The 14,046-nt window shown below is 59.2% G+C and carries 12 protein-coding genes and 1 pseudogene; 4 read left to right on the top strand and 9 right to left on the bottom strand.

The annotated features are described in order from the left end of the window. Window positions 1-29 precede the first annotated feature (29 nt). On the top strand, window positions 30-815 hold the full coding sequence (locus tag JOE33_RS18355) for a sulfite exporter TauE/SafE family protein (RefSeq protein WP_122579479.1): 786 nt from the start codon (window positions 30-32) through the stop codon (window positions 813-815). A 217-nt stretch (window positions 816-1,032) separates the two neighbouring features. Then, complete coding sequence (locus JOE33_RS18350) at window positions 1,033-1,233, top strand: hypothetical protein (RefSeq protein WP_003313743.1); 201 nt, start codon at window positions 1,033-1,035, stop codon at window positions 1,231-1,233. Between the two features lie 252 nt (window positions 1,234-1,485). On the opposite strand, the gene JOE33_RS18345 is transcribed toward JOE33_RS18350, so the two are convergent. From JOE33_RS18345 to JOE33_RS18305, 9 genes and pseudogenes are all read right to left on the bottom strand, one after another. Continuing rightward, the gene (locus JOE33_RS18345; protein ID WP_122589260.1) at window positions 1,486-1,680 is read right to left on the bottom strand and encodes a hypothetical protein; all 195 of its coding nucleotides are present in this window, start codon (window positions 1,678-1,680) and stop codon (window positions 1,486-1,488) included. A 190-nt stretch (window positions 1,681-1,870) separates the two neighbouring features. Further along, on the bottom strand, window positions 1,871-2,110 hold the full coding sequence (locus JOE33_RS18340; RefSeq protein WP_054992772.1) for a PLDc N-terminal domain-containing protein: 240 nt from the start codon (window positions 2,108-2,110) through the stop codon (window positions 1,871-1,873). A gap of 243 nt (window positions 2,111-2,353) precedes the next feature. After that, window positions 2,354-3,907: a galactarate dehydratase gene (gene garD / locus JOE33_RS18335; RefSeq protein WP_187624923.1), complete on the bottom strand. Its 1,554-nt coding sequence runs from the start codon at window positions 3,905-3,907 to the stop codon at window positions 2,354-2,356. A gap of 10 nt (window positions 3,908-3,917) precedes the next feature. Further along, a pseudogene (locus JOE33_RS18330) lies at window positions 3,918-5,298 on the bottom strand (MFS transporter). Between the two features lie 165 nt (window positions 5,299-5,463). Continuing rightward, window positions 5,464-6,375 carry a 5-dehydro-4-deoxyglucarate dehydratase gene (gene kdgD, locus JOE33_RS18325; protein WP_004411794.1) on the bottom strand — a complete coding sequence of 304 codons (912 nt, stop codon included), beginning with the start codon at window positions 6,373-6,375 and terminating at the stop codon, window positions 5,464-5,466. 411 nt (window positions 6,376-6,786) lie between these two features. After that, the gene (locus tag JOE33_RS18320; RefSeq protein WP_003313750.1) at window positions 6,787-7,536 is read right to left on the bottom strand and encodes a FadR/GntR family transcriptional regulator; all 750 of its coding nucleotides are present in this window, start codon (window positions 7,534-7,536) and stop codon (window positions 6,787-6,789) included. A 112-nt stretch (window positions 7,537-7,648) separates the two neighbouring features. After that, on the bottom strand, window positions 7,649-9,367 hold the full coding sequence (locus JOE33_RS18315) for an ABC transporter ATP-binding protein/permease (protein ID WP_187624922.1): 1,719 nt from the start codon (window positions 9,365-9,367) through the stop codon (window positions 7,649-7,651). A gap of 89 nt (window positions 9,368-9,456) precedes the next feature. Further along, window positions 9,457-10,020: a response regulator transcription factor gene (locus JOE33_RS18310; protein ID WP_003395104.1), complete on the bottom strand. Its 564-nt coding sequence runs from the start codon at window positions 10,018-10,020 to the stop codon at window positions 9,457-9,459. Then, window positions 10,017-11,276, bottom strand: coding sequence for an ATP-binding protein (locus tag JOE33_RS18305; protein ID WP_003419018.1), 1,260 nt, complete (start codon window positions 11,274-11,276; stop codon window positions 10,017-10,019). The genes JOE33_RS18310 and JOE33_RS18305 overlap by 4 nt, the downstream gene beginning before the upstream one ends. A gap of 192 nt (window positions 11,277-11,468) precedes the next feature. Here JOE33_RS18305 and JOE33_RS18300 point away from each other — a divergent pair, with 192 nt between their 5' ends. Both JOE33_RS18300 and JOE33_RS18295 read left to right on the top strand, forming a co-directional pair. After that, window positions 11,469-12,182 (top strand): SIMPL domain-containing protein, encoded by a 714-nt coding sequence (locus JOE33_RS18300; protein WP_032615094.1) that lies wholly within the window; start codon window positions 11,469-11,471, stop codon window positions 12,180-12,182. A 210-nt stretch (window positions 12,183-12,392) separates the two neighbouring features. Beyond that, window positions 12,393-13,955: an HET-C-related protein gene (locus tag JOE33_RS18295; protein ID WP_187624921.1), complete on the top strand. Its 1,563-nt coding sequence runs from the start codon at window positions 12,393-12,395 to the stop codon at window positions 13,953-13,955. The last annotated feature ends 91 nt before the right edge of the window (window positions 13,956-14,046 follow it).

Here is a 14,046-nt window from a genome sequence, read left to right as displayed (position 1 = left end):
GCCTATGCGTTTGCTTGAAAAGGTTGAATATGGAAGCGGGTGGTCTGGGTTTCGTAGTTGCAGGGCTGGTAGTCGGATTCATCGTTGGCATGACCGGAGTCGGCGGCGGCTCGCTGATGACGCCGATACTGTTGTGGTTCGGAATCAATCCGGCCACGGCGGTCGGCACGGACCTGCTGTACGCGGCGATTACCAAATCCGGCGGGGTTCTGGTCCATCGCAAGAACGACAACATCGACTGGAAAGTCACCGGGCTGCTGACCCTGGGCAGCGTCCCGGCGGTGCTCATGACACTGTGGTTTCTGAGCACCCTGCACACCGCCCCCGAAGCGCTTAACGCGATCATCAAACAGGCCCTCGGGTTTGTACTGCTGCTTACCGCACTCGCCGTTCTGTTCAAGAAAAAACTGATGGCCTTCGCCCACCGACGCGGGGACGGGTACTCGTTTTTCAGCGGCACCAGCCTGACGGTACTGACCGTCATCACCGGTCTGATCCTCGGCACCATGGTTGCACTTACGTCCATCGGTGCCGGCGCGCTGGGCACGGTGGCGTTGTTCATCCTCTATCCACTGCTGCCGACCCGGCGTCTGGTGGGTACCGAGATCGCCCATGCGGTCCCTCTCACACTGGTCGCAGGCCTCGGTCATGCGAGCATGGGCAATATGAACTGGGAGTTGCTGGGCTGGCTGCTGATGGGCTCACTGCCCGGCATCTACCTGGGCAGTCATATGGCTGGCCGCGTCTCCGATGACCTGCTACGGCCCTTCCTGGCCATCATGCTGGGCACGATCGGCTTCAAGCTGGCGTTCTGATCCGCTGATCCATCAGCCTGTCACATTTCTGAGTCAGGCTTGCCCACGAACACAGCCTCGCTAGCCGCCGAGCCGGTTTGCTTGCGGGCCGTGTGCACTCGTCAGGAATTGTAATTTTTTGTAGCGAGACACCGATTTTCGGCGCAGGATTTCGTGCGTCAGCTTTCGCGCCGATGACCCGGCACAGACTTACCCTCACTGAAAGGAGATGCCAACAATGCTCATCCGAATTGAAGAAGGTGTATACGGTGACGCTTGGGTTGTAATACTGGACGACTATCCGGTCAAATGCCGGAGCTGGCAGGAAGCCAGAGAGTTTGCCGACCGCATGAAATCCAGAATCGACGCGCCTCATTCGCTGCCGCATATGGCACGCCGCGCAGCCGCGGAAATAAGCGTCCAGGCGGCCGCCCGCTAGACCGACGCCCTCCCCCGCGAATTAATCCATACAGCGTTGCCACGCAATGGGCGACGCTGTTTCACCCCGTCATGACGCCACTTGAATTATCGAACTACTTCTCGTTTCCATGACATCCGTTTCACATCCTCTTCACGTCCGGCTGCGTAAATTGGCCCTACTCCTTTGATGAATCCCATTTGGCCCACCCCGTTGTGGGCCATTTTTTTGCCTGCAGAAAAGTGCCGATGTTTCCCCGCTGATCCGGCAGGATTACCCGCCGTGCTCCGCCGACGACGATGACACGGCCAGCACCGGGCTGCTCAATACACCAGCGTTCAACTCTGCCAGCCGATCATTGCCGGTGCCATTGGCAACGGCATTGCTCCAGCTCGCTACCGACATTGCCATCCAGCCCAGCACAAACAACGCAGCTGCCTGTAACGCCCACTTGGTCATGATCGACATACGCTTTCTCCTTGTTCAGGTCTGAATGGCAAGCATGTAAACACCTCACCATTTCAGAAGAATTGCAGAGATTTTTATTTTTGCCAGCCGACATTGCACCTTCGTGAGCAAAGGCGCTGAAAAACAGAGGGGGGGTGATCACAGGGAGAAATACCCACGCCCGCAGGCGGGGTATTTTTGAAAAGCGGGGTCAGTACTTGGTGCTTTGCTGCTCAGGCTTGGCCGGCGTGTCCACATGACGCGGACCCGCAATCAGCAAGGCCAGCACGCCAACGATTGGCACGGCAACAACGACAATGATCCACATCAGCTTATTGCTGGATTGTGTCTTGCTCTTGCGAATACGCAGTACTGCCCAGATGTCCGAAATCACGATCAGGGCAGTCAGCGCTGCGAACAACCACAAATGATTTTCCGATATCCAACCCATTTGAAATCTCCTGCACCATCAACGAAGGCAGCCAGACCAGCTGCCCTACTGTAGAAGAGGTCAAAAAGGGCCTTAAAGTTCAGAGAATATTTCGGATTGTGACCGGGTGCTCAGCGCGGACGCAGAGCGTCCAGAACGGCATGCCCACGCGGAGCATGGGCACGACAGGCGTATTCAGACACAGATCGCTCCTCAAGTTCCAGCGCGGGAATGCCGTTCGTGACGCGCCGCGTCACACATCCGTCAGGTAATCGGTGCCGGGTTGAAGAGCGTGATGTCGTTGTGCAGCCGGTAATGCTCGGTCCAGGTCTTCTTCTTGCCACTGGCCACGTCTAGGTAGAAGTGGAAAAGCTCCCAGCCCAGATCCTCGATGCTCGCGCGTCCGGTCGCGATGCGTCCGGCGTCTATATCGATCAGATCAGGCCAGCGCTGAGCCAGTTCGGTGCGGGTCGAGACCTTCACCACAGGCGCCATTGCCAGACCATACGGCGTACCGCGTCCGGTGGTGAACACATGCAGGTTCATACCGGCAGCCAGTTGCAACGTGCCGCAGACGAAGTCACTGGCCGGTGTCGCGCAGAAGATCAAACCCTTGCCACTGACCCGCTCACCCGGGCCGAGCACGCCATTGATGGCGCTGCTGCCTGATTTGACGATTGATCCCAGAGACTTCTCGACAATGTTCGACAAGCCACCCTTCTTGTTGCCCGGCGTGGTGTTGGCGCTGCGATCAGCCTCGCCTTTAGCCAGATAACGGTCGTACCAGTCCATCTCCCGCACCAGCGCCTGTGCGACGTCCTGATCCTGTGCGCGGGAGGTCAGCAAGTAGATTGCATCCCGCACTTCGGTCACTTCGGAAAACATCACCGTCGCCCCCGCGCGCAACAGCAGATCCGATGCGTAACCCAGCGCCGGGTTGGCGGTAATGCCGGAAAACGCATCACTGCCGCCGCATTGCATGCCCAGAATCAACTCCGAAGCCGGAACCGTTTCGCGACGCCGCAGATCCAGCTTTTTCAAACGTGTTTCGGCCAGCTCCATGATCTGTTCGATCATTTCATTGAAACCGTGGCTGGAGTCCTGCAGCCGATACAGCCAGGGCTCGCTCAGGTCTACCGAGCTGTCGCCCTCATGCATGACCTGCCCGGCCTGCAACTTCTCGCAGCCAAGGCTGATCACCAGCGCCTCGCCCCCCAGGTTCGGGTTACGTGCCAGGTTGCGCACCGTACGAATCGGGATGTAGGCATCGGTGGCGGTAATGGCCACGCCGCAGCCGTAGCTGTGGGTCAGGGCCACGACGTCATCGACGTTCGGGTACTTTGGCAACAGCTCGTCACGGATGCGCTTGACCGCATGGTCGAGCACACCGGTCACGCACTGCACGGTAGTGGTGATACCGAGGATGTTGCGAGTGCCCACGGTGCCGTCGGCGTTGCGATAGCCTTCGAAGGTGTACCCCTCGAGCGGCGCCTGCTTTTCAGGCACGGCATCGGACATCGGCAGGCTGTCGAGCGCAGGCGCGGAAGGCATGCGCAACTGGTCTTCCCTGACCCAACTGCCGCGCGGTATCGGTTGCAGTGCGTAGCCAATGATGTGGCCGTAACGAATCACGGCCTCGCCAACGGCCAGGTCAACGGTGCTGACCTTGTGGCTCTGCGGTACGTTATCGACAGTGACCAGGCCGTTGTCGAATTCGGTTCCGGCCGGCACACCCTGGTCATTGACCACGACCACGACGTTATCCAGGGGATGCAGCCGGATATAGCGCGGCGAATCGGCATGTTGAATCAGGTTCATCACGGTTTCCTCAGGATTTTGCTTCGGAAAGGTCGCTGACCGGGTCGTTCAGCAATGGCCCCTTGGCAGGCGGCTCTTTCAATTCCACACGCTTGATTTCACCCACGATGAAAATGTAACTGATCACCGCCAGCAGCGCGTTGGCGCCCACGAACACCAGTGCCCATTTGAACGAGCCGGTGCTGCTGATGATGTAGCCAATCACGATCGGAGTGGTGATCGATGCAATGTTACCGAAGGTGTTGAACAGGCCGCCGCTCAAACCGGCGATCTGCTTGGGCGATACGTCGGACATCACAGCCCAGTGCACCCACACCCTTGCCGAAGAATGCCAGGGCCATGAAGCCCACGACCACCCATTCGATGTCGACGTAGTTGCAGGTCACGATCGAGGTCGACAGCAGCAGGCCGCCGATGATCGGCGCCTTGCGCGCGAAGGTCAGCGAATGGCCCTTGCGCAGCAGGTAGTCGGAAATGATCCCGCCCAAGACACCGCCGATAAAGCCGCAGATCGCCGGCAGAGAGGCGATGATGCCCGCTTTGAGGATGGTCATGCCGCGCTCCTGAACCAGGTACACCGGGAACCAGGTCAGGAAGAAGTAGGTGATGCCGTTGATGCAGTATTGGCTGAGGTAGATGCCCAGCATCATGCGGTTGGTCAGCAACTGGCGGATGTAATCCCACTTGGGGCCGCTGCTGGCTGTTTTTTGCGTGCCTTTACCCTTGTCCTGATCCAGGTCGACCAGTGCGCCATTGCTGGAAATGTGCTCGAACTCGGCCTCGTTGATCATCGGGTGGTTGCGCGGGCCGTAGATGACCTTCATCCAGATCATGGAGAACACGATACCGAACGCGCCCATCACGATGAATACGTGCTGCCAGCCGTAGGTGTAGACAATCCAGCCCATCAGCGGAGCGAACAGAACGGTGGCGAAATATTGTGCCGAGTTGAAGATCGCCGAGGCGGTACCGCGTTCGGCGGTCGGGAACCAGGCGGCGACGATGCGCGCGTTGCCCGGAAAGGAAGGCGCTTCGGCCAGACCGACCAGAAAGCGCAGCATGAACAGCGCGACGATGGCCGTGGAGATGCCGAACTCGCCCACATAGCCTTGCAGCAGGGTGAACAGCGACCAGGTGAAAATGCTCATGGCGTAGACTTTCTTCGACCCGAAACGGTCGAGCAGCCAGCCACCGGGAATCTGACCAGCCACGTAGGCCCAGCCGAATGCGGAGAAGATATAGCCCAGAGTGACGGCACTGATGCCCAGGTCTTTCTGAATGCTGGAACCAGCGATAGCGATGGTGGCGCGGTCGGCGTAGTTGATCGTAGTGACCAGAAACAGCATCAACAGGATCAAATAGCGGACGTGCGTCGGCTTGGACGTTTGCATGGTAGAGCTCCCACTGATTATTTTTTTACGCGGGTAAAGCTGTTTTTTGGGTGTAGCGTTACAGGCCCCTTGGCAGCGTCACGGCGACGACATCTGCCACCTGTAAGGGTCATGCACTGCAACGAAAAAACCGCTGATTGCTCAGCGGCCTTGTCGTGACAGATGTTATTGCTTGCCTTGCTTGTCCATCAGAGCGGCGAGCATGTCGCACTCGTCTGACGTCAGATCGGTCAACGGTGCACGCACCGGACCTGCGTCATAACCCGCGATCTTCGCGCCGGCCTTGACGATGCTCACGGCATAACCGGCCTTGCGGTTGCGGATTTCCAGGTAAGGCAGGAAGAAATCGTCGATGTACTTGCCGACCGCCTGATGATCGTCACGGGCAATGGCGTGGTAGAAGTCCATCGCCAGTTTCGGTACGAAGTTGAACACTGCGGACGAGTAGACCGGTACGCCCAGCGCCTTGTAGGCAGCGGCATAGACTTCAGCGGTCGGCAGGCCGCCCAGGTACGAGAAACGGTCACCAAGACGGCGGCGGATCGAAACCATCAGTTCGATATCACCCAGACCATCCTTGTAACCGATCAGGTTCGGGCAACGCTCGGCCAGTTGCTCGAGCAAGGTAGGTGTCAGGCGGCAGACGTTACGGTTGTAGACCACCACACCGATCTTCACCGATTTGCACACGGCTTCGACGTGGGCGGCAACGCCGTCCTGGCTGGCTTCGGTCAGGTAGTGCGGCAGCAGCAGCAGACCCTTGGCGCCCAGACGCTCGGCTTCCTGAGCGTACTCGATGGCCTGACGAGTCGCACCGCCTACACCAGCGAGGATTGGCACGCTGGTGGCGCAGGTGTCGACGGCAGTCTTGATGATTTCGGAGTATTCGCTGGCAGCCAGGGAGAAGAACTCACCTGTGCCGCCCGCAGCGAACAGAGCGCTTGCGCCGTATGGGGCCAGCCACTCGAGACGTTTGATGTAGCCAGCGCGGTGGAAGTCGCCCTGGGCATTGAAATCGGTAACCGGGAAAGACAGCAGACCGGATGAGAGGATGGACTTCAGTTCTTGTGGATTCATTATTCGAACACCCTGGAGGACATAATTGTTAGAAGATCACCGGTCAGCGCCGATGTCGTAAGTCATCGTACAACTGATAATAAAATCACTCAACAGGGATTTTCGGGTTTTTTCAGAGGGAGAGGACGGGGTCCGGTTTTGACTTCTGCGCTGCCACACAGATCTGTGACGCGGAGCGTCACGACAGGCATTCCCACGCTGGAGCATGCGGAACGATGATCTCAACTATCGTGCGACGCTCCGCGTCCGCTACTGACTCCGCGGCGAGGCGTAGTAGATGTGACGAGGCGCATCACTCAGGGCAGCCCCACACAGGAGCGTGAAAAAATGGGTCTCAGGGAGAACACCTATCGTGCCCACGCTCCAGCGTGGGCATGCCGTTCTGGACGCTCTGCGTCCTCTTTTTAAGCCTCAAGCCCGCTGCGACTCAGCCTCTTCATGCGCATGACGCAGGCGTTCGCGGCTGTTGGTGAGGTGCAGGCGCATGGCGGCGCGTGCCGCATCGGAGTCCTGGCGGGCGATGGCGTCGAAGATTTCTTCGTGCTCGCGGCTCAGCCGATCCATGTAGTGCTGCTGGTCATCATGCGCCAGACGCGCCGAATTCAGCCGGGTGCGCGGAATGATGCTGGTGCCCAGGTGGGTCATGATGTCCGTGAAGTAGCGATTGCCGGTCGACAAGGCAATCTGCAGATGGAACTGGAAATCCGACGCCACGGCATCGGTGGCGTGTGCCGCACTTTCATTGAGCGCATCCAGCGCCGAACGCATGGCTGCCAGTTGTTCATCACTGCGTCGCTGGGCTGCCAGGCCCGCCGACTCGACTTCAAGGCTGATGCGTAATTCGAGAATCGCCAGTACATCACGCAGGGTAACGATGGTCGCCGGGTCAATCCGGAAGCCACTGGGGCTCGGCGTGTCGAGCACGAAGGTGCCGATGCCGTGACGGGTCTCGACCAGACCGGAGGCCTGCAGACGCGAAATCGCCTCACGCACGACAGTCCTGCTGACGCCCTGCTCTTCCATGATTGCGGATTCGGTGGGCAGTTTGTCGCCGCGCTTGAGCTGACCGCTGCGAATACGCTCGGACAGCTCTGTCACCAGCTCCTGCGCGAGGCTGCGGTGTTTTCTGCGGGCGCGGGGCAGAGCGCTTTGATTTTCCATCCAACATCGATCTCTGGACTGCTAAACATGGGCTAATCATAGCTCAGCGGTTGTATGATCACACCCTCAAAAGCGCCGTGTCCCCTATAGCATCGGCCTCAAACGTTGCGGATCACGGTTGCTCGATCAATTTACCGCCCTCGACACGCACATGCCGGTCATGAAAGCGTTTAAGACTGCTGCGGTGCCCGACACTGATCAGCGTCAGGCCCGGCAGCCCGTCGATGACTGCGCGGTGCATGGCCGTCTCGTCATCTTCGTCCATGGCCGAGGTGGCCTCATCCACATACAGCCAGTTCGGCGCGACCAACAGGGCACGAGCGAACGCCACCCGCTGCTGCTCGCCCGGTGAGAGGAAACGCTGCCAGTGATTGCTTTCGTCAAGACGTGGTATCAGGTGCTCCAGCCGGCACTGCTCCAGTACCTCGGCAAAGCGCTGGGCCGGGTAATGTTCAGCGGGTTGTGGATAACTCATCGCCTCACGCAATGTACCGATGGGCAGGTAAGGTCGTTGCGGCAGAAACAGCGCGGTGCCGGTGGGCAAGCAAATCTGCCCCGCCCCCTCGGGCCAGAGACCGCCCAGCGCTCTCAGCAACGAGCTTTTGCCACTGCCCGAGCGACCGCTGAGCATCACCCGCTCTCCCGCGCCGACCTGCAGACTGGCCTCGTTCAGCAATTGACGCCCACCGGCGATGCTCAAGCCCAGATTGCGCAGGTCCAGCGTGTCGTTGGCGTGAACTCTTTCGATGGCCGGCTGCCGACCTTCATTGTCAGTCATGGCCTGGCGGAAGCTCAGCAGACGGTCGCTGGTGGCGCGCCATGACGCCAGCGTGCTATAGGCGCTGATGAACCAGCTGAAGTTCTCCTGCACGTTGCCGAATGCCGAGTTGATCTGCATCAGATCGCCCAGCTCGATCTTGCCGGCGAAATACCGTGGTGCGGCCACAATGAACGGAAAGATCAGCGCAATCTGCGAATAGCCCGAGGTGAAAAACGTCAGCCGCTTCTGGACCTGCATCGAGGCCCGGAAGTTATTCCAGATCATCATGAAACGCGCGCTCAAGCGCTGATTTTCATTGCGTTCGCCCTCGGACAAGGCAATGCTTTCGGCGTTTTCGCGTACACGCACCAGCGCGAAACGCAGGTCTGCCTCGAATCGCTCCTGCTGGTTGCTCAACGGGATCAGCCGCTTGCCGATCCAGTGTGTCAGCAGGCTGCCCACCAGCGCATAAAGCATGGCCGCCCAGAACATGTAGCCGGGAATGGTCACGCCGAACAGCTCGATACTGCCCGACACGCCCCAGAGAATCACCGAAAACGACACCAGACTGACCACCGCGCTCATCAGACCCAGCCCCAGGCTGAGGGTGCTGGTGGTGAACTCGTTGAGGTCTTCGGACAGACGCTGGTCAGGGTTATCGGTGTAACCACCCTGCTCCAGGTGGTAATAGTTTTTGTCGGCGAGCCAGCGCGCGAAGTGTTTTTCCGTCAGCCAGCGCCGCCAGCGGATGGTCAGCAACTGGGTCAGGTACAGGCGATAGACCGCCGCCAGAATGGCGATCGCGGCGATGCCGCTGAAGTACAGGATCAGGTGGGTGAACGCAGCCAGATCCTTGTTCTGCAGAGCGTTGTAGAAGTCTCGGTACCAGCTGTTGAAGAACACCGAGACCTGCACGCTGAACAGCGACAGCGCGATCACCGAGATCAGCAGCAGCCAGGCAGTAGCCTTTTCCTCACTGCGCCAGTATGGCGTTATCAGCTTCCAGACGCGGGATAGAAATGCTCCTTGCACAGTATCGTTGACGGCAGAATATTCAGCATTGCGATTCATGTGGTTCAGGCTCGCTCTCTTTGAACGTACGATGCCTGAGCACAATGAAGCAAAAAAACGCCTACACGATCACTATGAAAAAACCTTCATCAACGCCGCACGGGGCGCTTCTGCAACTTGCGCTGCAAGGTCCGGCGGTGCATCCCCAGCGCTCGCGCAGTCGCTGAAATATTGCCCTCGTGCTCGGTCAGCACGCGCTGGATATGCTCCCATTGCAAGCGATCCACCGACATCGGATTCTCGGGAACCAGCGTGTCGAGGTTGGCGTGCTCGGACAGCAGGGCCGCCAGTACGTCATCCGCGTCAGCCGGTTTGCACAGGTAGTTGCACGCGCCGCGCTTGATCGCTTCGACCGCCGTGGCAATGCTCGAATAACCGGTGAGAATCACCACGCGCATGTCCGGGTCCATTTCCAGCAGCTTGGGCAGCAGCACCAGACCGGAATCACCGTCCATCTTCAGGTCCAGCGCGGCGTATTCGGGAATGTCCTGTTGCGCCAGAGCCAGCCCTTCTTCGGCCGAGCCGGCGGTGCTCACGCGAAAACCACGACGGCTCATGGCCCTCGCCATCACACGGGTGAACGTCGCGTCGTCATCGACCAGCAACAGGTGCGGCAGCTCTTCGCCTTCGACCTGGATATCATCGTCACTCATGCTTCTTCTCCTCGCGTATCTCGGGGCAGGCGCAGCTCGGTGAGCGTACCGCCTTCTTCATGACTGTAGAGCTTCACCGAGCCACCCGCACGGGTAACGCTGGCCTTGCTCAGGAACAGACCCAGGCCGAAACCTTTGCCCTTGGTAGTAAAGAACGGTTTGCCGATCTGTTCGGCAATCGCCAGCGGTACACCCGCGCCGTGGTCGCGAATGCTGATGCAGATTTCCGCACTGTCCCAGTCCAGATTGACCTCAAGGCCATCGGGGCAGGCATCGGCAGCGTTGTTGAGCAGGTTGAGCAGCGCCTGGGTCAGGTCCGGCGGCGGCGCCAGCATCGGCGCTTCGCCTTTGCCCAATTGATAGAAACGGTAACTCACTTCCGGACGCATCAGATGCCAGCGGTTGAGGGACTCGTCCAGCCAGCGGGTAGCGGCCTGATATTCGACGGCCATGCGCCGGTTGGCTTCGGCGGCGCGCACCAGTTGCTGCAGGGTCTGCTTGCACTGCTTGACCTGCTCCTGCAGCACGGACAGGTCATCCTGCAAGGCAGGGTCGCTGTGATCCTGGCGCATCTCCTTGAGCAGCACGCTCATGGTTGCCAACGGAGTTCCCAATTCATGGGCTGCCCCTGCGGCCTGGGTTGCGACGGCGAGCAATTGCTGATCACGCAGGCCTTCTTCGCGACGCTCGGCACGCAGTTGCTCCTGGCGGCGCAGCTCTTCGGCCATCTTCGCGGCAAAGAAGGTGATAACCGCCGCAGCCAGTGCAAAGCTCAGCCACATGCCGTAGATCTGCATGTTTTCCCGGGCGATGGAGTCGGTCTCCAGCGGGTAGGAGCGCACCATCAGCAAGGTGTACATGCTCAGCGCAAAGCCGGACAGAATCAGCGAGTAACGCCACGGCAGTGTCGCGGCGGCGATGGTCAGCGGTACCAGATAGTAGGAAACGAACGGGTTGGCCGAGCCACCCGAGTAATACAGCAGCGCACTGTGAATCAGCAGATCCAGCGCCAGCTGCAGCGCATATTCAAGCTCGGTGAGCGGCAGCGAGGTGCGCAGGCGGATGACCGTCAGCCCGCACAGCACCAGCGAGCATCCCAGAGTGATCGACAGTTGCAGCCACGGCAACGGCAGAAAGTCGAACAGCCAGGCCATACCGACCGAGCCAGCCTGCGCGGCCAGCACCAGAATACGGATGAATGTCAGGCGCCACAGGTTTTGCCGTGTGGCTGAAAGCATTTGAACGGGGGCGAGCATGAGCTCTCCTGATGAGTGCTCCAGGCGGATCGCAGCGAGTATAACCAAGCGGGAGGCAAAACTGAAAAAGTGCGTCAACGCACCGCACGCCAGAGCACTCGGTCATCGCAGGAACCGGACCAAAGCGCTACAGTCAGAACACTTTGCGCCGCCCGACAACTGTCGGAGGCCGTTTGATAACAAGGAGCTCTCATGTTCAACCTTCGCCCTGCCGCCACCCTCATCGCGCTGGCTGCTGCTTTGTCCAGCCTGCCCGCCATGGCTGAAGAAGCCCGTTACAACCAGATTTCATTGCGCGCCGAGGTCAATCAGGAGGTGCAGCGCGACCTGATGCTCGTCACGCTGTACACCGAAGCGCAGGACAGCGATCCGGCCAAACTGGCCGCGCAGATCACCGAGACTCTGAACAAGGCACTGGGTCAGGCGCGCCAGGTCAAGGACGTGAAGATTCGCCAGGGCAGCCGCAACAGCTACCCGGTCTACGACGATAAAGGCCAGAAGATCACCGGCTGGCGTGAACGCGCCGAACTGCGCCTGGAAAGTGCGGACTTTGCCGTACTGTCCAAGCTGACCGGCGAACTGCTGACCGACCTGAAAATGGGCGGCATGGACTTCTCCATCTCGCCATCGACGCGCAAGACCAGCGAAGACGCCCTGCTCAAGGATGCCGTGACTGCGTTCAAGGCTCGCGCACAACTGGTCACCGAAGCGCTGGGCGGCACAGGCTACAAGCTGGTCAACCTGAACCTGAACACCTCGGGCTACCCGCAACCGTATCTGCGTGCGCCGGTCATGATGATGGCCAAGTCCTCGCGTGAAGACGCAGCACCGACGCCCGATGTCGAGGCTGGCACCAGCCAGGTCAGCGTCGCGGCGGATGGCGTGATCGAAGTCGCGATTCCGTGATTCCCAAGGCGGCAGTTTCGACTGCCGCCGATTCTCACGCACATCTCCCCTCCGCTCTCCTTGGGCCGGGCCTTCTCCTACATATCCCGGTGCGTTGCCTGATAGTCAGCGGCCGGGCTGCGCGTGAAACTTGTGCACTCATTTCACGCAGTGCTCCAGTCAGAATGACCAGGCTGCAGCACATCGACACTGACACTCAAGGAATCAAGGATGAATCCCCCAAACGGCGTGTCTCAACGCCATGCTGCCGCAATTGATCAAGCAGAGAATACGAACGGCGAACCGCTACCGAAACCGGAACGATTTGAAGCCGGCAACGGAGCAAAGAATAAACAGACTCACGGCTCCATCGAAACGGTTCTCGAATCTGCCGGCTTCAGGCATGACGAAATCCGGGCGATCTATTACGGTAACTGGCTGAGGGACTATTCACAGTTGCTCGATCCGAAGATCGTGCGTGCCACGACCATGCCGAAAAACTTCCCTGACCTGCTGTCCCGCGAAGCCCTGACCCGCATCGTGGATGTGCTGGCCGTCAAGGAGTTCACTGATCTGATGAAGATAGATCGCTCGCTTTTTATCGTCACGCCAGAGCGGCTGGGCGTTTATCGTCCCAGTGAACATATCGATAACCCCAAGACCATCAATCCCGACCCGGCCAATCCGAAAGATCGGGATGCCGACTTTGAAGACTGGGTGCTACCTGACGATCCGGCGTTAAAGGTCGATTACGATACGTCGATGAAGCGTTACATCCAGCGTTCGGCAGACATCATGACTGCCGGTCTGGAGATGGCTGAAAAAGCAGGTCCCGAGTCCACCGACGGCCTCAGGAACATGGGCGCGGCGCTGCACATACTCGAGGATTTCTTTGCCCACTCGAACTTCATCGAGCTAAGCCTGATCAAGCTCGGTTACACAAATGTGTTTCCCTGGACCTCGAAGGCAGACTGCAAGCATCAGCTACCGCTGGTCACCGGCATGTTCAGCAGCAGCGACATCGTCGCCAGTCTTGCGGAGCCGCTCGGCAAGATTCTGTTTTCCACAAAGGACCGACCGTTCGAACCCATCCGGGCGGGGGAGCGCTATGAACGCGACGAAATCATGCAGATTGTGCTCAGTGAACATCCTGATCCGCAAATGCTTGCGGCGTACGAAGCGTTCCTGGCTGCTCGCGACCAATGGGCCGAGCTGCCTTTTTCTGAACAGGTAGAGCGGTTCTCCGAATTCGTCGGGACGCCGGGAAGACTGATCAACAACGCTTTCAGTTTTACCATGCAAAGCATGACGACCTGGTTCGGCAACACCGTAGACGACTTGCAAACCCTGCTGGGCGATGACCCGAACACCAGCGGCTCCACCGACCCGACACACTCGCAACTGGCCAAGGATCACGCAGAACATCCACTGCACGCGTTGGCGGGGCTCGTTGCCAGAAAGGCGGTGCTTCAAGTGGGCCAGTCAATGTTGGGCCAGTGGCATGGCAAGGAACAAGCCGAACATCCGGCAACCGTCGCCGCACGATTTTTTACTCACCCCATGGACAGTGACTGGCAGGACAATACTGTTCGGGAATGGGCCGATGCTAATCCCGATCGGATCAAGGAGGCAGGCGCCAGGAGTGCGCTGGAGAAGGCTCAGAGCTACATACTGAAAACTGCGCTCGATGACGCGCAAAGGTTCCGTGAGGACAGCACGAGCTTGCTGTCCGTTTTCTCCGGCGGCGTCGGCCCCAATGTGTTTGGCCTGCTGGGCAGCATCCTGGGCAAGTAAGCGTATTGTCCGATCCCGACCAAGTACGGCACTATCCGTTGTCTACCTGATTGTCGACTTTCAAGCACGGTTACTGCCGTACCACGCGAGG

Origin of the sequence: Pseudomonas sp. PvP027 (genome assembly GCF_017833005.1) — a bacterium.
Classification (GTDB): domain Bacteria; phylum Pseudomonadota; class Gammaproteobacteria; order Pseudomonadales; family Pseudomonadaceae; genus Aquipseudomonas; species Aquipseudomonas congelans.
The sequence above is the reverse complement of the archived record's forward strand: the minus strand, read 5'-3'. Positions and strand labels throughout refer to the sequence as shown.

Coding starts and splice junctions, on each gene's coding strand:
- JOE33_RS18310 (WP_003395104.1), bottom strand. CDS start 10,020: ATGAGTGACGATGATATCCAGGTCGAAGGCGAAGAGCTGCCGCACCTG.
- garD (WP_187624923.1), bottom strand. CDS start 3,907: ATGAACCTGATTCAACATGCCGATTCGCCGCGCTATATCCGGCTGCAT.
- JOE33_RS18305 (WP_003419018.1), bottom strand. CDS start 11,276: ATGCTCGCCCCCGTTCAAATGCTTTCAGCCACACGGCAAAACCTGTGG.
- JOE33_RS18350 (WP_003313743.1), top strand. CDS start 1,033: ATGCTCATCCGAATTGAAGAAGGTGTATACGGTGACGCTTGGGTTGTA.
- JOE33_RS18345 (WP_122589260.1), bottom strand. CDS start 1,680: ATGTCGATCATGACCAAGTGGGCGTTACAGGCAGCTGCGTTGTTTGTG.
- JOE33_RS18295 (WP_187624921.1), top strand. CDS start 12,393: ATGAATCCCCCAAACGGCGTGTCTCAACGCCATGCTGCCGCAATTGAT.
- JOE33_RS18320 (WP_003313750.1), bottom strand. CDS start 7,536: ATGGAAAATCAAAGCGCTCTGCCCCGCGCCCGCAGAAAACACCGCAGC.
- JOE33_RS18315 (WP_187624922.1), bottom strand. CDS start 9,367: ATGAATCGCAATGCTGAATATTCTGCCGTCAACGATACTGTGCAAGGA.
- JOE33_RS18355 (WP_122579479.1), top strand. CDS start 30: ATGGAAGCGGGTGGTCTGGGTTTCGTAGTTGCAGGGCTGGTAGTCGGA.
- JOE33_RS18340 (WP_054992772.1), bottom strand. CDS start 2,110: ATGGGTTGGATATCGGAAAATCATTTGTGGTTGTTCGCAGCGCTGACT.
- kdgD (WP_004411794.1), bottom strand. CDS start 6,375: ATGAATCCACAAGAACTGAAGTCCATCCTCTCATCCGGTCTGCTGTCT.
- JOE33_RS18300 (WP_032615094.1), top strand. CDS start 11,469: ATGTTCAACCTTCGCCCTGCCGCCACCCTCATCGCGCTGGCTGCTGCT.